Annotated in this window: 22 protein-coding genes; 11 read left to right on the top strand and 11 right to left on the bottom strand. The window is 46.9% G+C overall.

From position 1 onward, the window contains the following. Positions 1 to 56: 56 nt before the first annotated feature. Entirely contained in the window at positions 57 to 1166 is a 1110-nt protein-coding gene (locus ASJ33_RS06635; protein ID WP_041331232.1) for an alpha/beta hydrolase family protein, read from the bottom strand. Between the two features lie 375 nt (positions 1167 to 1541). On the opposite strand from ASJ33_RS06635, the gene ASJ33_RS06630 reads away from it, so the two are divergent. The 3 genes from ASJ33_RS06630 (at position 1542) to ASJ33_RS06620 (ending at position 3820) form a co-directional block, all read left to right on the top strand. After that, entirely contained in the window at positions 1542 to 2084 is a 543-nt protein-coding gene (locus ASJ33_RS06630) for a response regulator (RefSeq protein WP_012882343.1), read from the top strand. Positions 2085 to 2234: 150 nt separating this feature from the next. Continuing rightward, positions 2235 to 2636, top strand: a complete 402-nt coding sequence (locus tag ASJ33_RS06625; protein WP_041331230.1) for a hypothetical protein — start codon at positions 2235 to 2237, stop codon at positions 2634 to 2636. After that, positions 2633 to 3820, top strand: a complete 1188-nt coding sequence (locus ASJ33_RS06620) for a two-component system sensor histidine kinase NtrB (RefSeq protein WP_236886590.1) — start codon at positions 2633 to 2635, stop codon at positions 3818 to 3820. The genes ASJ33_RS06625 and ASJ33_RS06620 overlap by 4 nt, the downstream gene beginning before the upstream one ends. On the opposite strand, the gene ASJ33_RS06615 is transcribed toward ASJ33_RS06620, so the two are convergent. Beyond that, a complete protein-coding gene (locus ASJ33_RS06615) occupies positions 3768 to 4061 on the bottom strand; it encodes a DUF167 domain-containing protein (protein WP_023652608.1) in 294 nt (97 codons plus the stop codon). The genes ASJ33_RS06620 and ASJ33_RS06615 overlap by 53 nt on opposite strands. Positions 4062 to 4093: 32 nt before the next feature. On the opposite strand from ASJ33_RS06615, the gene ASJ33_RS06610 reads away from it, so the two are divergent. The 3 genes from ASJ33_RS06610 (at position 4094) to rph (ending at position 5806) form a co-directional block, all read left to right on the top strand. Continuing rightward, the gene (locus ASJ33_RS06610; protein ID WP_041331227.1) at positions 4094 to 4603 is read left to right on the top strand and encodes a CinA family protein; all 510 of its coding nucleotides are present in this window, start codon (positions 4094 to 4096) and stop codon (positions 4601 to 4603) included. Further along, positions 4596 to 5009: an NUDIX domain-containing protein gene (locus tag ASJ33_RS06605; RefSeq protein WP_052465208.1), complete on the top strand. Its 414-nt coding sequence runs from the start codon at positions 4596 to 4598 to the stop codon at positions 5007 to 5009. Before ASJ33_RS06610 ends, ASJ33_RS06605 begins: the two co-directional genes overlap by 8 nt. Positions 5010 to 5086: 77 nt before the next feature. Then, entirely contained in the window at positions 5087 to 5806 is a 720-nt protein-coding gene (rph, locus tag ASJ33_RS06600; protein WP_041331225.1) for a ribonuclease PH, read from the top strand. Positions 5807 to 5891: 85 nt separating this feature from the next. Here the strand turns inward: rph and ASJ33_RS06595 are convergent, their stop codons facing one another. Further along, complete coding sequence (locus ASJ33_RS06595; protein WP_041331224.1) at positions 5892 to 7166, bottom strand: glutamate-5-semialdehyde dehydrogenase; 1275 nt, start codon at positions 7164 to 7166, stop codon at positions 5892 to 5894. 105 nt (positions 7167 to 7271) lie between these two features. Here ASJ33_RS06595 and ASJ33_RS06590 point away from each other — a divergent pair, with 105 nt between their 5' ends. The 3 genes from ASJ33_RS06590 (at position 7272) to ASJ33_RS06580 (ending at position 10343) form a co-directional block, all read left to right on the top strand. After that, on the top strand, positions 7272 to 8042 hold the full coding sequence (locus ASJ33_RS06590) for a MerR family transcriptional regulator (protein ID WP_052465207.1): 771 nt from the start codon (positions 7272 to 7274) through the stop codon (positions 8040 to 8042). 186 nt (positions 8043 to 8228) lie between these two features. Then, positions 8229 to 9077, top strand: a complete 849-nt coding sequence (locus ASJ33_RS06585) for a S1C family serine protease (protein ID WP_041331222.1) — start codon at positions 8229 to 8231, stop codon at positions 9075 to 9077. Between the two features lie 81 nt (positions 9078 to 9158). Continuing rightward, positions 9159 to 10343: a trypsin-like peptidase domain-containing protein gene (locus tag ASJ33_RS06580; protein WP_041331220.1), complete on the top strand. Its 1185-nt coding sequence runs from the start codon at positions 9159 to 9161 to the stop codon at positions 10341 to 10343. A 39-nt stretch (positions 10344 to 10382) separates the two neighbouring features. On the opposite strand, the gene ASJ33_RS06575 is transcribed toward ASJ33_RS06580, so the two are convergent. From ASJ33_RS06575 to proB, 3 genes are read right to left on the bottom strand one after another with little or no spacing between them, the layout of a single operon-like run. Then, positions 10383 to 10709: a hypothetical protein gene (locus ASJ33_RS06575; protein ID WP_012882332.1), complete on the bottom strand. Its 327-nt coding sequence runs from the start codon at positions 10707 to 10709 to the stop codon at positions 10383 to 10385. Beyond that, positions 10706 to 10972 (bottom strand): hypothetical protein, encoded by a 267-nt coding sequence (locus tag ASJ33_RS06570; RefSeq protein ID WP_012882331.1) that lies wholly within the window; start codon positions 10970 to 10972, stop codon positions 10706 to 10708. Before ASJ33_RS06570 ends, ASJ33_RS06575 begins: the two co-directional genes overlap by 4 nt. Before the next feature lie 11 nt (positions 10973 to 10983). Next, positions 10984 to 12105: a glutamate 5-kinase gene (gene proB, locus ASJ33_RS06565; RefSeq protein WP_023652600.1), complete on the bottom strand. Its 1122-nt coding sequence runs from the start codon at positions 12103 to 12105 to the stop codon at positions 10984 to 10986. A gap of 148 nt (positions 12106 to 12253) precedes the next feature. Here proB and mfd point away from each other — a divergent pair, with 148 nt between their 5' ends. Further along, entirely contained in the window at positions 12254 to 15700 is a 3447-nt protein-coding gene (gene mfd / locus ASJ33_RS06560; RefSeq protein WP_041331795.1) for a transcription-repair coupling factor, read from the top strand. A 71-nt stretch (positions 15701 to 15771) separates the two neighbouring features. Continuing rightward, positions 15772 to 17283 carry a B12-binding domain-containing radical SAM protein gene (locus ASJ33_RS06555; protein WP_023652598.1) on the top strand — a complete coding sequence of 504 codons (1512 nt, stop codon included), beginning with the start codon at positions 15772 to 15774 and terminating at the stop codon, positions 17281 to 17283. 254 nt (positions 17284 to 17537) lie between these two features. On the opposite strand, the gene acpP is transcribed toward ASJ33_RS06555, so the two are convergent. Genes acpP through rpmF form a run of 5 tightly spaced genes read right to left on the bottom strand, consistent with a single transcriptional unit; the run spans position 17538 to position 20174 of the window. Next, positions 17538 to 17798 carry an acyl carrier protein gene (gene acpP / locus ASJ33_RS06550; RefSeq protein ID WP_012882327.1) on the bottom strand — a complete coding sequence of 87 codons (261 nt, stop codon included), beginning with the start codon at positions 17796 to 17798 and terminating at the stop codon, positions 17538 to 17540. Positions 17799 to 17802: 4 nt separating this feature from the next. Then, positions 17803 to 18234 (bottom strand): transcription antitermination factor NusB, encoded by a 432-nt coding sequence (nusB, locus tag ASJ33_RS06545; RefSeq protein WP_023652596.1) that lies wholly within the window; start codon positions 18232 to 18234, stop codon positions 17803 to 17805. A gap of 11 nt (positions 18235 to 18245) precedes the next feature. Beyond that, a complete protein-coding gene (gene fabG, locus ASJ33_RS06540) occupies positions 18246 to 18998 on the bottom strand; it encodes a 3-oxoacyl-[acyl-carrier-protein] reductase (protein ID WP_023652595.1) in 753 nt (250 codons plus the stop codon). Further along, positions 18998 to 19930 carry an ACP S-malonyltransferase gene (gene fabD, locus ASJ33_RS06535; RefSeq protein ID WP_041331218.1) on the bottom strand — a complete coding sequence of 311 codons (933 nt, stop codon included), beginning with the start codon at positions 19928 to 19930 and terminating at the stop codon, positions 18998 to 19000. Before fabD ends, fabG begins: the two co-directional genes overlap by 1 nt. A gap of 25 nt (positions 19931 to 19955) precedes the next feature. Then, positions 19956 to 20174, bottom strand: coding sequence for a 50S ribosomal protein L32 (gene rpmF, locus ASJ33_RS06530; RefSeq protein WP_012882323.1), 219 nt, complete (start codon positions 20172 to 20174; stop codon positions 19956 to 19958). Positions 20175 to 20194: the final 20 nt, after the last annotated feature.

Here is a 20194-nt window from a genome sequence, read left to right as displayed (position 1 = left end):
CAGGGCTTTTTATTTTGTCTTTGAAAATTTCTTCGGCAGAAGCGGCTCGGTTGGGTTTAGCCTAGTTCGTAATAATATTGAGCCAACATGGGGTCTTGGCTTTCTAGTACATTAAGGGCATTCGCATCACCCTTCAGGTAATAATCCATAAAAGCCAGACTGTAGATCATAATAACTTCCAGCCGTGCATCGTGGTTTACATGCGGTAAAGAGTCGGAAATGTCGTAAGGTGACTGGCTGAAGGTGAAGTGATGGGATTGGCTGACTACCAGGAAAAATTTAGGCGGCTTAAGCCCTTGGGCAGTTACCCAAAGATTATCTTCGGCACTGGTCATCATCAGGTCATAATCTCCCCGCATGACCATTACGGGTATGGTTACATTTGCCAGATTGTTTTCAAAGGGGTAAGCCGGAGTAGCTAAAAGGATTATGGCTTTTATTCTGGAGTCAGCTACAGCCGGGTTAGGGTGGGCACCGCTAAGTGCCAGCGTGGTAAGTCCCCCGAGTGAATGCCCTGCCATACCGATTTTTTCCGTATCTATCAGCCCGTAAAAAGGCGAAGACGGGTTTTTATTCATGTTGAGTACGTAATCCAGACTGCTGCGTGACTGGTTTATGCGGAAATTTTCCAGATAGTTCAGATAATTATCACGGAAAAAATTGTCTACTGCAGAAAAGAGGTTATCTGTGCGGTTATCCCAGTCTGTTCTGGGAGTAGTGGAAAGATAATCTGAAAAACTGATTGAAGACATATCATTAAACTGGACAGAAGCTACCACATATCCCTGTCCAACCAGGCTTTCTTTAAGGTAAAGAGGGTCAATATCATTGGCATTTAACCCGTGGTTGAAAATAACAAGCGGATACGGCCCGCCGCTGAAATCTGCCAGCGTACCGCTGAATCCCTCATAAGAAAAATTGCCTTCGCCGCTTGTCGGATACCAAATTGATATCTCCAGCACTTCAGGGTCTTTACCTGCCTGATAGCAGGTTATCTGCCCCTGGGTATTGCCCACCTGATACTCAGCTACCAGACTCGAATCTACATAAGGTACTATGGCAGCACTGATAATCATAGGCAATCCCAGCAAAGCAATCCCGGCCAGCACCATCCCCCAGCGGAAAATAGTTTTTGACGTCTGGCTTATCGTAATATTGCGAATCAATATATTACAACCTCGATATATCAGTGTACTTAACTTGTATCTAATATGGGTATTATTTTACAATACCTTGCTATGTTACAATAATAACACATGCCGTTAAAAAACGTAACGCCAGCTTTGGTTTGAGTATGGGGCTATGTGGTTTTGGCATACTGGCGGCTGATTTCAAACTAAAAATATAACCAAACAGTTGGAGTTTTATACGATTGGGGGATGTGTATAGGCCTGAAAGATACAGTAATTAGGTTATTATAGTGTATATATAAAATGTTCAAGATTTTGTCCCTATTTGTCCTTTGTATAGTGAATTGCTATAATATAAAAGGTATCTTGTAAGAGTTTAAATATATTGTTATAGAGGATTAGGAGAATATCATGGCTGATTTAATGACTGTTCGCGAAGTAGCCGAATATCTCAGAGTAACCCAGAAAACAATTTACCGTCTTCTCCAGCGTAATGCCATACCTGCGTTGAAGGTAAGCCACAGCTGGCGTTTTGACAAGTCATCTATTGACGAGTGGCTGCGCAAGAGTGCAGTCGGTGTAAGAGCAAACGTACTGGTAATTGATGATGAAATCACCGTTCGCAGTCTGTTTAAAGAAACGCTGGAAGAGCAAGGTCATGTAGTCTGCATGGCTAAGAATGGTGAAGAAGCCTTGGAACAGCTTCAAAGCAAAGATTTTGACCTGGTATTTCTTGACCTCAAAATGCCCGGTTTGAACGGAGCGGAGCTTTACCAGAAAATTCGGGCAATTAAACCCAAACTCCCCGTTACCATCATAACCGGCTATCCGGATAGCGATACCATGACCAAAGTGCTTGCCCAAGGCCCTTTCGGCGTTATGAATAAACCCTTCGGTGAGATAGATATCATCAACGCTACCAAGAATTTCCTGCGTATTTCCCCTGAAGCCTAAAACAGTTTAATTTTAGCTTTCTAAAAGAAGACCAACCTCAGGTTGGTCTTTTTATTTTCAATCCTGTACTTTATTAGGCATTTTTAAACATGTATAATAAAGGATGTAATAATTTGAATAGCGGGGAAGAAGATATCCGAAGAAAATCAGGTGGAAGCAGAAAATTCGGGTGTTGATATGATAAATAATATCAGTCCGGAATCCCAGAAAACAGGTATTGGGTATTCGGCAATATTTGAGAATACCTTTGTTACTATTGATTTCAGTTATCCCCGGGGATATGCCGGGCGGGTAAATTCTAGAACTAACAAACCGTCTGTGCATTTCCGTTACGGAGCCGGGAATGCACACAGTTGTTTTATTATGCCATCTATACCGGATGCCGTCAGATACATACCGGTGGATAAGCTTTGCCGATTCCCTGCAGTAAATGGCATGGATAGCGGAGTATTTTCCCGAATTGAATACAGGGTAAAACCTATGTGCAATAAGGATACCTGTCAAAACACGCTGCGGGCTATGTTCGGGTACAAGATATACGGGAATAGATGATGAAACAAGAAGAACTTTTTCATTTATTTTTAGATAATATGCTGGATGCAGTGGCGGTCTACGAAGTGTCACAGGAAGGAAAACCGCTGAAATTCATGGAGGCCAATGAGCAAATGTGCCGCTATATTGGTTATACCCATGAAGAATTTTTGAGAATGCAGCCTGCTGATATTCGTTTTGAATGTTTTAATATTACTCCAGCCTTGTGGCAGGAACTGCTGGAAGTCCGCTATCTTTTGAATGAATATGTATATAAGACCAATGATAATGTATCCGTACCCATAGAGATACATTATCATTTCTTCCAGCTGGATGGCAGGAATCTGATATTTTTAACAATCAGGGATATTTCAGAACGTAAAAAAGCTGAAGAAAACCAGCGGAGATTGGAAAAAGACCTTAATCTTTCCAGCCGGCTGGCTTCGGTAGGTGCACTTACGGCTGGAGTGGCTCATGAAATAAACAGCCCCCTGACCAGCATACTGGGTTTTTCAGAGAGATTAGCCCGAAAATGTACCAGTGAAGAACAGCACCGTGATATCGAGCGTATTCATACAGAAGCCTTGCGGGCGGCCAAGGTGGTAGATAATCTGCGTACCTTTGCCCGCAGCTATGAGCAGGAAAAGAAACTGTGCGGGCTTAATGATGTTATACGAAAGTCTGTGGAACTGCGTGAATACGAGCTGGTTGTTCAGAATATAGTTGTGGAATTGGAATTGGCAGAAAATCTGCCGTCTACCCTGATGGATTTTTACAAGATACAGCAAGTGCTGATTAACATGATTCTTAATGCCGAACAAGCCATGTATCAGGCTCACGGACGGGGCAGGCTTCTTATAAAAACCCAGGATATGGGCAACTATATCCGCATGATAATAGAAGATAATGGCCCGGGTATTGCACCTGAGATTGCTGAAAGGGTATTTGACCCCTTTTTCACCACCAAGGAAGATAGCCGGGGCACGGGGTTGGGGTTGAGTGTATGCTACGGTATTATTATGGAGCATGACGGCAAAGTACAACTGGAAAGCAAGCTGGGGCAGGGAACCAGGTTTATCATAGACCTGCCGATAAAAAACAGCAGGTTGCCCAGAAAGAAGTCTACCAAGGTGGTTGTAGTAAAAGTGAACGCTAAGACCCGTGCAAAATCGCCGAAATCTTTGCCTCAAAATCCGCCTGACTAAGGCAGTAAAACGCCAGTACTTTATTCCGCCCTGTATGTCCGTGGCATATTTCAATTTCGGCTTTAGGTGTATCAAGCAACTCACTCAGGTAGTCTATCAGTTCCTTATTGGCTTTGCCTTTCTCTGGTTGAGCGGCTATCCTGAGTTTGAGCAAACCATTCTCGTATCCTGACAGTTCATTTCGCTGCGAGGAAGGGAATATTTTTAGATTTACTCTAAACGGGCTTTCTTTGGCTGGCATATTAACCCTTCTAAAGGTAATATAATACTATTATGATTGATAACCTAGATTATAAACTAACTGCTCTGGCAGGGGAAATAGGGCAGCTGCTTAATAAGCATAAGCTTAGTCTGGGAGTGACAGAATCTGCAACCGGCGGGCTGGTTTCACACGCCATTACCAATATCCCCGGCTGCTCGGCTTATTATCTGGGTTCGGTTACCAGCTATTCTAACCATATTAAACAAAAACTTCTGGGTGTATCTGCCCGAATACTGGACACCCAAGGTGCAGTCAGTATGGAAACCGCCTGCCAGATGGCTTCGGGGGGCAGGCAACTTCTGGGTGCCGATATTTGCCTGTCTGATACCGGCATCGCCGGCCCGGATGGTGAGACTCCGTCTAAGCCGGTTGGGTTATTTTATCTGGGTTTAGCCGCCCCGAAGGGTGTCAAAGCATTTGAACGCCGTTTTACGGGCAGCCGTGAAGAAATAAAATATCAGGCGGCTATTGCTGTTCTGGAGATATTGAAGGAATACCTGAAAGGTATTTCGGGTGGATAAATTGCCCCGTTTACAGCCGGTGGTGACCGCTTTTCTTATAAAAAATGGCAAAGTGCTTTTATTTAAACGCAGCCAACGGGTGGGAAGCTACAGGGGGTTTTGGGCAGCTATATCCGGCCATATGGATACCACACCCCTTGAACAGGTTTACACTGAAATAGCTGAGGAAACCGGTTACAATCCCGAAGAACTGGTGCTGCTCAAAGAAGGACAGGTATTTGAGTACCATGATACTGCGCTGGGTATTCTCTGGCAGATACACCCCTTCCTTTTTCACCTGAAAATTGACAGGCCGCCTAAGATAGACTGGGAGCATACTGATTTTTGCTGGGTTTTGCCTGCTGAAATAGCTTCCATTGTTACTGTTCCCCTGCTTAAAGAGGCATTTGAAAGCCTGAGCGGATAAACGGCTGCGTTGTCCCCGTTTACTTCAGGGTGTTATACTTGCGGGTATAAACTAGTTTAGAAATGGAGTCTGTATTCATGCAAAGAGGTGATGGCCGCAACTTCAACCAGCTAAGGCCGATAACAATTACTCCCGGTTTCCAGAGCTTTGCCGAGGGTTCGGTTTTGATAGAGCAGGGTAAGACCCGGGTAATCTGCTCGGTCAGTATGGAAGATAAAGTCCCCCAGTTTCTGCGAAACAGCGGTAACGGCTGGGTTACGGCTGAGTATTCCATGCTGCCCCGTTCTACTGTTACCCGCACCCAGAGGGATTCATCTGCTGGCAAGATATCCGGCCGAAGCCAGGAAATTCAGCGTCTTATAGGCCGCTCCCTGCGTTCCTGCGTGGATTTAGCGGCTCTGGGCGAGCGGTCTTTTATTATAGACTGTGATGTTATTCAGGCAGATGCCGGTACCCGCACCGCTTCCATAACCGGTTCATATATAGCCTTGTATCTGGCATTTAAGAAGATGGTAGATATGGGTATTCTCTCCAAAATGCCTTTTACTTCTCAGGTGGCGGCGGTCAGCGTCAGTATTTTTAAAGGCAATATTGTGCTTGACCCCTGTTACGATGAGGATTTTCAGGCCGAAGTGGATTTTAACCTGGTTATGAATGACCGGGCTGAGTTTGTGGAAATACAGGGTACGGCTGAGGGCAAAACCTTTTCCCGTGATACCCTTGACCATGTACTTAAACTGGGTGAAGTCGGTATCAAACAGCTTTTTGATATTCAGAATAGTATTACCCGGCCGTAGCTTTAGTCAGCCGTGTGGCAGATATTTAAAAGGGGGGCTTAAGCCCCCCTTAGATTATATTCAGTTACGGAAGTAGAGTAATAAGCTATCCCCGTATCTGGCCGTTCCCGTAGACTATCCATTTGTAGCTGGTTATCTCCTTAAGCCCCATGGGGCCGCGGGCGTGCATCTTCTGGGTGCTTATGCCCAGTTCCGCTCCCAGCCCGAACTGCGAGCCGTCTGTAAAACGGGTGGAGGCATTTACCATAACAGCAGCCGCATCCACTTCGTTCAGAAAGCGTTGGGAAGAGTTATAGTTCTGGGTGACGATGCTTTCCGTATGTCCGGAGCCGTATTTGGCAATATGCGAAAGTGCTTCGTCCAGACTATCTACTACTTTTACGGCTGCAACCAGTGCCAGAAATTCTTTGCCCCAGTCATCTGCAGTGGCGGGTATCAGCTTGCAGCCGAAAGTGTTCTCCAGTATTTTCAGGGCTCTTTCATCTGCCCTTATTTCCACTCCGGCTTTGTTCCATTCGGCGGCAACAGCCGGCAGAAAAGTGGCGGCTATATCTTTGTGTACCAGCAGGGTGTCCATGGCGTTGCAGACGGTGGGGCGTTGTACTTTGGAATTATAAGCTATGTTTACCGCATCAGCTATTTTGGCATCAGCATCTACGTATACATGTACTACCCCTATGCCTCCGGCAACCACCGGTATAAATGAGTTTTGTTTAACATAACTAATTAGTCCGGCACCGCCTCTGGGTATGACTAAATCTATTTGTTCTGAGAGCTTGAGCAGGTGGTTTACCAGACTGCGGTCAGTATTTTCTATAAACTGGATAGCTTCTTTGGGCAGACCTGCATCTGCAACAGCCTGCCGTATAAGCTCTGCCAAGATGGTATTTGAATGGATAGTTTCCTTGCCGCCGCGCAGAATAACCGCATTTCCAGCTTTCAGGCACAAAGCGGCAATATCCACTGTGACATTGGGGCGGCTTTCATAAATAGCCGCAATAACACCCAGCGGTACCCGTTTTTTACCTATAACCAGGCCGTTTGGCATTGTGCCCATATCAAATATTTCACCCACCGGGTCAGGCAGGGCTGCAATAGCCAGAGTATCTTTGGCGATACCCTCCAGACGGCTCTGGTTGATTATCAGGCGGTCCAGCATAGCAGAGGGCATACCTGACGCTTTGGCTTCAGTCTGGTCTTTCAAATTAGCTTCCAGTATGGCCGGAGCGTTATCCAGCAGGCAGGCGGCAATATTTTTAAGGGCGGCATCTTTTTGGGCCGATGAAGTATAACTTAAAGGGCGGGAAGCGGCTCTGGCTAAGCGGGCTTTTTCTTCTATTTCCAGCAGTGCTTTTTCCATCATTTCTCCTTTAAGCTGTGGTAATACACAAATATTAAACTCTGGGCCGGAAAATGGCAAGGTTAAAGTTAGACTAGCCTTGGCTCTTGACCATTACCTTAGGTAATGCTTTATGATAAGGTTATGGAAAAACTGCTGACAGTGGGCGAACTTGCTAAAATGGCCGGAGTGAGTATACGCACTCTGCGCTTTTACGATGTGCACGGACTGCTGAAACCCCGCAGTTATACTGCTGCCGGATATAGGCAGTATGGCCGGGATGAGGCTTTGCGCCTTCAGCAGATACTCTTTTACCGTGAGCTGGGGTTTCCATTGGAAGGGATAAAACTACTGGTTGACGATAAAAATGCGAGCATCCTTGAAAATCTGCGCCGTCAGAGCAGTTTGCTCAAGGATAGGGGAAAGAAGCTTGCAGATTTGCAGAAGACTATTCAGAAAACTATATCCAGTCTGGAAGGGAAAATAGAAATGGAAATAAACGAATATTACCAGGGACTTCCCCAGGAAAAAATTGATTATTATCGTCGTGAAGCCCGCCGCCGGTATGGTGAGGAAACAGTGCGGCGTTCCGAAGAGATGGTAGTAAAAATGGGTAAAACCAAAATGGCAGAGCTTCAGGCACAGGGGCAGTCTATATTTGAAGGACTGGCTGAGAATATACCCAACGGACCTGCCCACTCTCTTTCGCAGGCACTGATAGCCAAGTGGCGGGAATGGCTGGAAAACTTTGCTCAGTATACTGATGAAGGTTTGCTGGGCCTTTCCAGAGGCTATCGGGATGACCCTGAGTTCAAGGCATTTTTTGACAGGATACATCCCGGATTGGCCGCTTTTATTGCGGATGCGGTTGAGGTGTATTTCAAGAAAACCGCTTGATACCATAGGGATATGATGGAAAACCAGGGGATGAAGATTAGTCTTTATCCCCTGTGATTTTTAAAGGAGTGTATTTTAACGGGGCTGGACTGCTTGGTGGAAATATTTTACGGTTGGTTCCCATTTCTGGTTTTGAAAGAGTTATTATAGAGTATCCGGTTTGAATTTATATTAACGGAGGCAGCTGTGGAAAGTGCCAGATTTCGTTGGGTAAGTATTTCAGTTATTGCCCTTCTGGTGGTGGTTACCGGGTTTAATACCCTGATGCTTTTTCAAAAATCAGACCAGCTTAGCCAGGCTGAAACCCAAATAAATTCTTTGACCCAGAGCCTGGCTTCACTAAACAGCCTGGGCGGAGATATTTCCAGCCTGCAGCAGGATTTCTCTGACCTGCAAAGCCAGCTTCAGCAGGTAAATACAGACCTTACCTGCCATGAGTGTGCGGTTGCGGATTTGGTCAGCCTGATTGAACCGTCAATAGTGCGGGTAGACGTGAGCGGGCGCAATTTCAGTGCTTCCGGTTCCGGCACTATTATTGATAAACGGGGCTTTATACTGACCAATTACCATGTTATTGAAGGGGCAACTACTATCAGGGTAACCCTGATGGAAGGGGCTATATACTCAGCCAGTGTGGTAGGCAGTGACGTGGGCCGGGATATAGCTTTGCTGCGGATGAGTGCTACCGGCGGGCAGGAATTCCCTGCCGTTACTCTGGCAACCATGGCAGATATAAAAGTGGGCATGGATGTGGTGGCAGCCGGGTTTCCTCTGGGGACTGACCTTACTGGTCCGGCCACATTTACCAAGGGTATAGTTTCGGCTATGCGTACCTATGAAGGTTATCTGTATGTGCAAACAGATGCCGCCATAAACCCCGGCAATTCCGGAGGTTGCATGGTGAATATGGCTGGGCTTATGATAGGTATACCCTCTGCCGGGATAGTACCTTATGGTGAGGATATAGAAGATATAAATCTGGTTATACCGGTAGATGATATTCTCAGTTTTCTTGCCCTGTATCTGCCGGGTTGAAAAAATATAGCTGTGCTTCCCTTTCCCAATATGCCCAAAGAGGGTATTATTAGATGTTGATAATCTAAAGGAGGATTAGGTATGACTACCGCCCAGAAATGGATAGGAGTATTACTTAGCCTGGTACTGGTAGGGGTAAGTGCGTTTAACACGGTGCTTCTGCTTGACCAGAAAGACCAACTTGAAACAGCCCAGGGGCAAATCTCATCTATGCAAAGCCAGCTTAGCCAAGCCGGGGCTGATATAAATTCGCTTAAAAGCCAGCTGACAACAGTAAACGGACATCTGGCTACTCTGGATGGGCAAGTTGCCGAACTTTTGAAACTTTCTACAGCTCAGGTGGATGCTATTGCTTCGGTAATGGCTTCGGTGGTGTATATAGAGGTAGATTATTATGACCCGTCTACCGGTGAAAGAGGTACTGTTTCCGGTTCGGGGACTATCATGGACAGCCGCGGCTATATACTTACCAATCGCCACGTAGTGGAAAATGCCACCCACGTGACGGTGATTTTACCCAATAAACAGGTTTATAATGCCGAAGATTTCTGGACTGATGATTTTATGGATGTAGCCGTAGTTAAAATAGATGCAGACGGTCTACAGGCGGCATCTTTCGGTGACCCTGCCACCCTTAAAGTGGGTGATACTGTGGTGGCTTTGGGTTATCCCTTGGGCATATCCCCAACTGATGGCGGCATGACGGTAACCGCCGGTATCGTAAGTAATCTGGAAAATTGGTTTTTCATAGACGGGACGCCTTATTTTGATGTAATCCAGACAGATGCGGCTATAAATCCGGGTAACTCCGGTGGCCCTATGATAAACCTTCAGGGGCAAATTATCGGTATAAACAGTGCCGGTATTCTGGATGCTCAGAATATGGGTTTTGCAATAAATATGGCTACAGCCAAGCATATTTATGAAAGCCTGTTAGCAGACGGCAGTTATCATCACCCCTATCTGGGTATAGATATTGACGACTATTATGATGATATCCCCGGTTTCCCCGGTGCTGAAGCCTCAACCGGGGTTGAGGTACTGGATGTTGAGTCCGGCAGTGTAGCTGCCCTTGCCGGTTTGAGGGACGGAGATGTTATTTACCAGTTTAACGGGCAGGCTGTAACATCTTTCTCAGACCTGCTTCGTTTTCTCTGGAGGATGAATGCCGGAGATACAGTGGTTCTTGTAACTGAGCGGAATGGCGTTGAGCGGACTATCACAATAACACTGGATGAACGTCCGTCAAACTTTTATTACATTTAGTTTATAAATAACAGGTTAATAAAAAGCCCGGTGTTGCTTCTAAGGCGTGCCGGGCTTTTTTATGCCGTGTTTGCTACGCAAATTTCCTAGTGAACCCCTTCCGTTAACCAGATAACGGTACTTGGGGAGTTTTCGCCCAGGCGGGTTAGTCAGGCTGATTACCACGCTGCCTTTCCGTCCGTCTTCAGTTTCAAAAATATATTCAGACGGTTTTAGCTCTTTGGCAGATGTTATCTCTCCCCACCACTTGGCGGATGTATACTGGCTGGAATTGGTTTCCATGAGGTTATACTGGACGTCAGCCAGCGGTTTATCTACATCTTTGAGGTAGATATGGCCTAGTCCGCTGGAGTATTTAATGCTCACGGGGTTTTAAGCGGGCTCATGCCCTGGAAGAGATAAAAATGGCGTGAAGGCATACCGTAAACGGCCTTGTTCAATTTCTTTTTAAGGGTGCAGCGCCCTTGTTTTCCATCTTCGGTGAGGATAGAATAACCGCCGCCATCAGCTACCTTGTGGTATTCGGTGAAGACCAGTTCGCCCCACCAGCGGGAATCGGAATTATCCTGAAGGGTATATTCCACTTGCCCTATCAGTTGGTCTCCCAGGTATATATTGCCCAGTGCCATGACTACCTCCGTTAAATTACCACCAGGTTATTGCGATGAATTATTTCAGGGCCTTGGTTACCCTCCAGAACAGCATTTATCTCGTTCGTGTGTAAGCCTTTGATTTTGGCAATATCATCTGAAGAATAGTTGGTTATGCCATAACCCAGCCGTTTGCCGCGGCTGTCATTCAGTTTTACAATATCCCCCCGCCCGAATTTACCCTCAGCCTGTTGTACCCCGGCAGCAAGCAGACTTTTCTGGTTTTCCCGTAAAGCTTTGGCTGCTCCGTCATCTATGCAGATACTGCCGCGGGTGCAAAGTCCGCTCATCATCCAGCGCTGACGGCTGCCCGGTTTGTGCAACGTGGGTATAAAACGGGTGCCTTCAGTTTCTCCGTTTGCCAGTTTAAGGATAATATCCGGTATATGTCCGTCCGCTATGATGACGTTTACCCCAGAAGATGTGGCCAGTCTGGCCGCTTCCAGTTTGGTCACCATTCCGCCCGTACCCAGCTTGTTGGAACTTCCGGCGGCAAGGTGTTCCAGATCTTCGGTTATCTCTTTGACCTCGGTTATCAGGGTGGCATCCGGGTGAAGGGTGGGGTCGGCGGTATAAAGTCCGCGGATATTAGTCAGTATGAGGAGCAAATCTGCCTCTATCAGGTTGGCTACCATGGCAGACAGATTATCATTATCCCCGAATTTGGCCTGCTGGATTTCATCTACCGCCACCACGTCATTTTCATTGACAATAGTTATCACTCCCAGCTCCATCAGGGCCAGCAGGGTATTTCTGGCATTCAGGTAACCGGAACGGTCAGACAGGTCATTCTTGGTCAGCAGACCCTGGGCAATTGTCAGACCGTAAGGACTGAAAAGCTGGTCATAATAATTCATAAGCTGGCTCTGCCCTATAGCTGCCAGCACCTGTTTAAAAGGAACATCTTTCGGGATATGCCTAAGCCCCATTTTAGAGCGTCCGGCGGCAATTGCCCCTGAAGAAACTATGATTATCTCAGTACCAAGGCGGGTCAGTTCGGCTATCTGACGGCATAAATCTGCCATGCGCTCATGGTCAAGTTTGCCTGTACCGCCGGTGAGCAGACTGGTGCCTAGTTTTATTACAACCCGTTTATAACAATTTCCGTTCATAAATAAGTCATTATAGCAAGCAAGTTATGCCAGAACAAGGATTGGCCGTATATATTGTGTTTGACTTGAGGGCGGGGTCTTTCGGTGATACAATTTTCAAGCGGGGCTACCTCTAACGGTAAGCCCCTAAATGTGTTTGGAGAAGATATTGAATCTTAGCGGTTTGTTGCCTCTTATAGACCAAAGCCCGTCATTTGACAGCCTATTTCAAGCTCTGGATAGGGGTGAAGCTGACATTTCGGTTTTAGATGCGGGGCGGGGGTTTAGTCTGGCATCCGTATACCGCAGGCTAAAATGCCCCATGCTGGTTATTACCTCGCAGCCGGAGCGGGCAAGGGAACTTTTGGAGCAGATAGCTGCTTATACAGGAGAGGAGCCGGGTTTTCTGCCTGACCCCAGTCTGCTGCCTTATCAGCGGGCTGTTTCTGACCGTAATTCTTCACTGGAAAAGATGCGGCTGGCAGGCATTCTGGGCGGGTATATCCGCAGCGGAGATTCACGGATAATAGTTACGGCTGTGCCGGCTTTGCTGCAGCGGTACGTTTCTCCGGAAATATTTAAACAATCTTTTATACAAGTCTGGGCCGGGTTGGAAATAGAACCCCAGGACCTAATCAGCCGTTTTCAGCAGTTGGGATACCGCCAGGAAAGCATAGTGGAGATACCGGGTACATATTCCCATCGGGGCGGCATGTTGGATATTTTTCCTCATACCGAAGATAATCCGGTAAGATTGGAATTTTTCGGTAATACTCTGGAAAGTCTGCGTAATTTTGATCCCAAGAGCCAGCGTTCGGGAAAAGCGGTAAATGAGCTTACTATAAGCCCCGCAAGTGAGCTTTTTCATCTGGGGCAGCTGACCCGTAAGGACATTAATAACCGGCTGGATATTTTGCTCACAGATAATCTAAATCCCGAATTCAGCCGTACTCTGTCAGCAGATATAAACCATCTTAACGAGGGCCTGAAACCCGAATACCCCGAATTTTTCGCTCCTCTTTTTAATACCTCAAGCATACTTGATTACCTTCCGTCAGATGCTCTGGTAGTGCTGGATGAACCTGCCTCCATAGAGCAGGCAGCTTTTCATCTGGATAAAGAAGCCGAAGAACTGCGCTCTGATCGTCTGTCACATGGTGAACTTCCTTCCGTCTATCCCCGTCCGTATTTTAACTGGGCAGAGATATCCGCCATGCTGAAAACCAGAAAACGGCTTATTATGGCCTCCTTCGGGCGGGAGAGTGAGTCTTTAAAGCTGGATTTTACTTCCCCGGATAATTATGTAGGGCGTTTATCCGCTTTGTATGAAAAATTGCCGGAACTAAAAGGGCACACTGGCAGAGTGGTTATTGTCAGTCATCAGGCCGCCCGTCTAGCTGAGCTTTTAAAAGAGCGCAGTATTTTGGCGGTTGTCCAGACAGATGTATTAACCCCCCCTCCGCCTGCCAGTCTCAGTTTGGTTCAAGGGATATTGGGTTCCGGCTGGAGTTTAAGCGGTAACTTGCATATTCTCACGGATGCCGAACTTTTCGGCTTTGTAAAACAGCGGCGTCTGCCTTCCAAGCGTCCGTCTGCCCGTAAGGGTGTGGTGCTGGATATAAAACCGGGTGAATTTGTGGTGCATATAGACCATGGTGTGGCTTTGTTCAGCGGGGTCAGCCATATGAACCGTGATGGTATGGATAAAGAGTACCTGATACTCCAGTATGCCGGCGGTGACAAACTTTATGTGCCGACAGATCAAATGGACAGAGTAAACCGTTTTATAGGCAGCGGAGATGAACCGCCGTCTTTGCACCGCTTGGGTACTCAGGAATGGCAAAGGGCAAAAGAAAAGGCCAGTGAATCCGCGGAGGAAACCGCCCGCGAACTCCTTGATATCTATGCCAAACGCGAGTTGGCAAATGGCTATGCATTTTCGTCAGATACTGTCTGGCAGCAAGAAATGGAGGCATCATTTCCGTATGTGGAAACTCCTGACCAGCTGAAAGCTCTGTGCGATATCAAAGAAGATATGGAAAAAACCCGCCCTATGGACAGGCTTATACTGGGGGACGTTGGCTACGGTAAAACAGAAGTAGCTATACGGGCAGCTTTCAAGGCGGTCATGGACGGCAAGCAGGTGGCAGTGTTGGTACCTACTACAGTGCTTGCCCAGCAGCATTACACTACTTTCCGTGAGCGGCTGGCTACTTTTCCGGTCAAAGTAGAGGTGCTTAGCCGTTTTCGCAGCCAGTCCGAACAGAAAGAAGTGGTTGAAAATATGGAAAAAGGCGAAGTGGATATCTGCATAGGTACTCACCGCCTGCTTCAGGCAGATATAAAGTTTAAAGATTTGGGACTGGTAATTATAGACGAAGAGCAACGCTTCGGGGTAGCGCACAAGGAATTTTTCAAGAAACTGCGTGCCCAAGTAGATGTGCTTACCCTTAGTGCAACACCCATTCCCCGTACTTTGCATATGTCTATGGTTGGGGTAAGGGATATGAGTGTTATAGAAACTCCGCCCGGTGAACGCCTGCCTATTAAAACCGTAGTAGCTGCTTTTGATGAACGGCTGATACGTGAAGCTATATTGCGGGAGATGGAAAGGAACGGGCAGGTATTTTTCGTGAGTAACCGGGTAATGGGCATAAATTTACTTGCAGAGCGTATTCAGAAGCTTGTCCCCGAAGCCCGTATAGGTATCGGGCACGGGCAGATGGCTGAAGATAAGCTAGCCGCCGTAATGGCTGATTTTGTGCGGCATGAACTGGACGTGCTGGTATGTACTACTATTATAGAATCCGGAGTGGATGTGCCGAATGCCAATACTCTGATTATAAACAGGGCAGACCGCTTTGGGCTTACCCAGCTTTACCAGCTGCGGGGGCGGGTGGGGCGGAGCTCCCAGCTGGCATATGCCTATTTCCTGTATGACAAAGAAAAACACTTAAGCGGTGATGCTGAAAAACGCCTGAAAACTATTTATGAAGCAGCTGAACTTGGGGCAGGATATGGTATTGCCATGAAAGATTTGGAAATAAGGGGTGCGGGAACACTGCTTGGCGTAAAACAATCAGGTTATATAAATTCGGTCGGTTTCAACCTATACACTCAGATGCTGTCAGAAGCAGTAGCCGGACTGAAAGCTGCCGGAAGCGGGCTTTCCAAAGAAGAAATACGCATCCAGAATATGCCTGCCCCCAAGCTGGATTTACCCTTGGACGCATTTATACCCGAATACTATATCCAGGATCTGGATTTACGTTTGTCTATTTACCAGCAATTATCAACTCTGGCCAGTCTGGCAGGCGTTCTGGAAAAGGAAAAAGAACTGACAGACCGGTTCGGGGTAATGCCAAAGGAACTTGAAAATCTGCTATATTCATTCCGTTTACGTTTGCTGGCTAAAAAAGCCCACGTGGAAACTATCGTAACCGAAGGCAGTCAGATAGTAGTGCGGATGCTGGGCGGGCTGATAATAAATAAAGCTTTGCTTGAACCGCTTAGAGCGGGAGTGGTGGCAGGGCGTAATCAGGTGGCTATCCAGTTCAGAAAGACTGGCGATAGTTGGAAAGAAGTGTTAGAAGAGATTATCTGGCGGCTGGGGTAGTTATGGTTTTAAATGAATGAAATTTATGATATCATTCAAAATATTCAAATATCCTCCTCTAGGAGATTCAGATGAAAATACTGCTCCTCTACCCCCGTTACCCTGACACATTCTGGAGTTTCAAGCACGCCTTAAAGTTTGTCTCTAAAAAGGCTTCTTTTCCGCCTTTGGGTCTTTTGACTCTGGCCGCTATGCTGCCGGAGAGCTGGCAGAAGAAGCTTATAGACCTTAATATTGAAAACCTGACAGATAAAGATATTCTGGCGGCAGATTATGTTTTTATAAGTGCCATGGCTGTTCAGCAAAAGTCTGCCCACGAATGTATAAACCGCTGCCATGCCCTTGGCAGAAAAGTGGTGGCCGGAGGGCCTTACTTTACGGCTGAGGCCGAAACACTCAAGGGTATAGATCACTTGCTGCTGGGTGAGGTGGAAAACTCTCTGGCAGATTTTGTGGCTGATTTGGAAGCAGGAAAAGCGGCGGCGGTCTACCCCGAAAAAGAGAAATCAGACCTTACCCGTACACCTATCCCTCTCTGGAATCTGGTCAAGGCAAAAGAGTATTCTTCCATGAGTCTTCAATACTCGCGGGGCTGCCCGTTCAACTGTGAGTTTTGTGATATTGTAGTTTTAAATGGCAGGATTCCCCGTTCCAAAGGGCGTACTCAAGTTTTGGCTGAACTTAATGCCCTGTACAAATCCGGTTGGCGTTCCGGAGTTTTCTTTGTAGACGACAACTTTATAGGCAACAAGAATAAACTAAAGGCTGATATACTGCCGGCAGTTGTAGCCTGGCAGAAGAGAAAGGGTTATCCATTTTCATTTAATACTGAGGTTTCTATTAATCTGGCAGATGATGACGAACTGCTTCACCTGATGGGCGAAGCTGGCTTTGATACTGTATTTGTGGGAGTGGAAACGCCCAATCCGGAAAGTCTGGCGGAATGTTCCAAACACCAGAATGCCAATAGGGATATGCTGGTTTCAATTGAGAAAATCCAAAAAGCCGGTATGCAGGTTCAGGGCGGTTTCATACTGGGCTTTGACAGTGACCCTGTGTCCATATTCCGTGCCCAGATAAATTTTATTCAGCAAAGCGGTATTGTGACCGCCATGGTAGGTCTTTTAAATGCCCCCAGAGGTACCCGTTTGTGGAACAGATTAAAAAAAGAGAAACGGCTGCTGGAAGATTTCCGGGGAGATAACACGGATTGCAGCTTGAACTTTGTTCCCCGCATGAAGACTGAAGTGCTGATAAACGGATATAACCGGGTGCTTTCAGCCATATATGCTCCCCGCGAATATTACCAGCGGGTATCGGTGCTTATATCCAGATATCACCCCAAGCCAAAAGGTAGGGTAAAACCGATATCAGCCCAGAGGTTAAGGGCATTTATGCGGTCTGTATGGCATCTGGGTATTTTAGACAACAGTCGGAAGTATTACTGGCGGTTGTTGGGCTCTACCCTGATAAAAAACCCCAAGGCTTTTCCGCTGGCAATCACCCTGTCAATTTACGGCTATCACTTTCGAAAGGTAGTAGAGCGGTATACAGGGTGTAAATTCGGACAGGATACCGCCTGAGGGTTGTCTTAATCCAAATCTGGCCAGTAAATAGTGCATTAAGGGAAGACCCGGCCGAATGGCTAAGAGGGTTACCCCTTTTGATTTTCTCTTTTTCGGACAAAAATCACCCATGCCGTTTAGCTGTTTTTTAGGCAAACGGCCTTGCTATCTGAAATTTTATTCGAACAGATTCAAAGGACAATAAAATGCCCGGGCTGGATTTCAGCTGCTTGTTTAAAACCTGGTTGAATTCTGTGGCTTTAAAGGCTTTATTAGTTGTCTTTTATGCCTTTGGACTTTAGATAGTCCACCACAGCCTGTACCGTTTTTAATTTTTCGGCATCAGTATCAGGTATTTCAAATTTGCTTTCAGGAGTACCAAACTCGGTCTCCAGCGCCATAATAAGCTCTACCTGGTCCAGAGAATCTGCACCCAAATCATCTGCAAAACTGGCAGTAAGCACCACATCTTTTTCTTCAGCGCCCAGCTGCTCAACACTAACTTTTTTTACTCTTTCAAAAACCGTTGCCACTCCTTCACTCCTCCCGTTGCTTTGCTGTATCTGCCAGAGCTTTGCTGACAGAACTGAGAACCCCATTTATAAATCTGGCAGAAGAGTTGCCCCCAAATGATTTGGCAAGTTCAACTGCTTCGTTAATAGCTACTTTTACAGGTACGTCATTTTCATGGATAATTTCAAAAATGGCCAGCCGGAGGACATTTCGGTCAATATAGGAAAGCTGCTCCACCGGCCAGGCGGAAGCAAACTGGCGGATATTTTCATCCAGCAGTTCCTTGTGCTTGACTACGGCATTGGTCAGCCTGAAAATAAACTCTGTGTTTTCTTCAGTCTGAGGGGTTTCGGTTAAAAGGCGTCTTAAAACATCTTCGGCATTATGCCCTGCTAAGTCTTGTTCGTACAGGGCTTGAAGGACTATTTCACGTGCTTTGCGTCTGCTGGTCGTCACTCTTTACTCTCTTATATTATAGACATACCGCCGTCCAGGCTTATTACCTGTCCGGTAATGTATTTGGCATCTTCTTCCGCCAAGTATAATGCACAAGCGGCTACATCTTCCACTGTGCCCAGTTTTTGCATGGGTATACGCTCTGTTATGGCCTGTCTTTGCTCTTCGGACAAAGCGGCGGTCATATCGGTCTCTATAAAACCGGGGGCTATGGAATTTACGGTTATATTGCGGCTGGCCACTTCTTTAGCCAGAGAGCAGCTGAATCCCAGAATGCCGGCTTTGGCTGCGGCATAGTTAGCCTGACCGGGGTTGCCCTTTAAACCCACTATGGAACTGAGGTTTATTATCCGTCCCCAGCGGTTTTTCAGCATCTGGCGTAGGGCGGCTTTGGAGCATAAAAAGACACTCTTTAAGTCGGTTTGGATTACACTGTCCCAGTCTTCTTCGGATAAACGCATGGTCAGCTGGTCACGGGTTATGCCGGCATTGTTTACCAGTATATCCACCCCGCCGTAGGCTTCCTGGGCGGCTTTGAAGAGGGCATCTACTCCGCTGCTCTGGCTTACATCTGCCTGAACAAATACAGCCTGACCGCCTTTAGAACGTATTTGGGTAGCCGTTTCTTCACCGGCGGGCGAAAGACTATTTATCACCACTTTTGCCCCCGCTTCGGCAAACCGTAAAGCTATAGCTTTGCCTATGCCCCTGCCGGAGCCGGTAATCAGGGCTGTTTTGCCGTCTAAACTCAGCATCTTACCCATTATACGCTAAAATTTTGGATAGAAGCGGTATCGTTTATATTGTAGATACTGACACTGCGGTTAATTCTTTTAATCAGGCCGGCCAGCACTTTGCCCGGCCCAATCTCAACAAAGGTATTTACCCCGGCGGCTATCATGTTTTCTATGCTTTTTTGCCACTGGACACCGCCGGTCAGCTGGCAGGCCAGTTCGCTTTTTATATCTTGCGGATTGGTAAGCGGACTGGCACTAGTATTGGCTACCAAAGGTATTTTGGCGGTATCAAAACTGATAGAGTTAAGTACTTCTTTTAAACCGGCGGAAGCTGGCGACATAAGCGGGGTATGAAACCCGCCGCTTACCTGCAGGGGTACTACTTTCATCGCTCCGCTGGCGCTGGCTTGGACGGATGCCTGCTCTACCGCCTCTTTCAGGCCGCTGATAACCATCTGTCCGGGAGAATTGAAATTCGCTATGTAACAGCCTGTTTTAAGGCAGATATCAGACAGTATTTCTTCCGAAAGTCCTATAACAGCTGCCATAGCACCCGGTGTTTTGGCAGCCGCTTCCGCCATAAGCTCCCCTCTTTTGCGGGAAAGTAAAATAGCCTGCGGGTAGGGGAGTATGCCGCTTGCACCCAGAGCCGAATATTCACCCAGTGAATGCCCGGCTACAAAAGAAGGTTCGGGCAGGAGCTTTGACTTGCCGCTTTCCATAAAAGCTGCAAGGGCACATAGGCTGTGGCAGACAATGGCACTCTGGGAGTTGCGGGTGTCTTTAAGGTTCTCTTCAGGCCCTTCAAAACACAGTTTTGACAATGAAAATCCCAAAGCTTTATCCGCCAGATCAAAAAGCTCTCTGGCGGAATGAAACTTGGAATACAGATCCCGTCCCATGCCCACGAACTGGGCACCCTGACCGGGGAAGACATAAGCTGTTTTAATCTCAGTCATGCCTTAAAAACTGACCAACCGAAAATTACTGCTGACCCTTGGATTTGTCAGCCTTTTTCTTGGCTATCGCTTCCATATCAATCACAGTCCGTCCTTTGTAAGTGCCGCAAACGGAACAGGCTTGATGAGAAAGCTTGGGGCTGTTGCACTGGGGGCATTCCATTACAGCCGGGGCACTCAGGGCTACATGAGCCCGGTGATTACCCTGGCGGGAATGGGAAAGTCTTCTTTTAGGTAGAGCCATTATTTTACTCCGTTAAATTA

Origin of the sequence: Dehalococcoides mccartyi (genome assembly GCF_001889305.1) — a bacterium.
GTDB classification, from domain to species: Bacteria; Chloroflexota; Dehalococcoidia; order Dehalococcoidales; family Dehalococcoidaceae; genus Dehalococcoides; species Dehalococcoides mccartyi_A.
This window is presented reverse-complemented; position numbering and strand designations above follow the sequence as displayed.

Bases quoted from the DNA above. Each gene is read 5' to 3' on its own strand.
- ASJ33_RS06595 (WP_041331224.1), bottom strand. From the start codon at position 7,166: ATGGAAAAAGCACTGCTGGAAATAGAAGAAAAAGCCCGCTTAGCCAGA.
- ASJ33_RS06615 (WP_023652608.1), bottom strand. From the start codon at position 4,061: ATGCCAGCCAAAGAAAGCCCGTTTAGAGTAAATCTAAAAATATTCCCT.
- ASJ33_RS06555 (WP_023652598.1), top strand. From the start codon at position 15,772: ATGAAAATACTGCTCCTCTACCCCCGTTACCCTGACACATTCTGGAGT.
- ASJ33_RS06620 (WP_236886590.1), top strand. From the start codon at position 2,633: ATGATGAAACAAGAAGAACTTTTTCATTTATTTTTAGATAATATGCTG.
- ASJ33_RS06590 (WP_052465207.1), top strand. From the start codon at position 7,272: ATGCTTTATGATAAGGTTATGGAAAAACTGCTGACAGTGGGCGAACTT.
- proB (WP_023652600.1), bottom strand. From the start codon at position 12,105: ATGAACGGAAATTGTTATAAACGGGTTGTAATAAAACTAGGCACCAGT.
- ASJ33_RS06630 (WP_012882343.1), top strand. From the start codon at position 1,542: ATGGCTGATTTAATGACTGTTCGCGAAGTAGCCGAATATCTCAGAGTA.
- ASJ33_RS06610 (WP_041331227.1), top strand. From the start codon at position 4,094: ATGATTGATAACCTAGATTATAAACTAACTGCTCTGGCAGGGGAAATA.
- fabD (WP_041331218.1), bottom strand. From the start codon at position 19,930: ATGACTGAGATTAAAACAGCTTATGTCTTCCCCGGTCAGGGTGCCCAG.
- fabG (WP_023652595.1), bottom strand. From the start codon at position 18,998: ATGGGTAAGATGCTGAGTTTAGACGGCAAAACAGCCCTGATTACCGGC.
- rph (WP_041331225.1), top strand. From the start codon at position 5,087: ATGCAAAGAGGTGATGGCCGCAACTTCAACCAGCTAAGGCCGATAACA.
- ASJ33_RS06570 (WP_012882331.1), bottom strand. From the start codon at position 10,972: ATGGCACTGGGCAATATATACCTGGGAGACCAACTGATAGGGCAAGTG.
- rpmF (WP_012882323.1), bottom strand. From the start codon at position 20,174: ATGGCTCTACCTAAAAGAAGACTTTCCCATTCCCGCCAGGGTAATCAC.
- ASJ33_RS06580 (WP_041331220.1), top strand. From the start codon at position 9,159: ATGACTACCGCCCAGAAATGGATAGGAGTATTACTTAGCCTGGTACTG.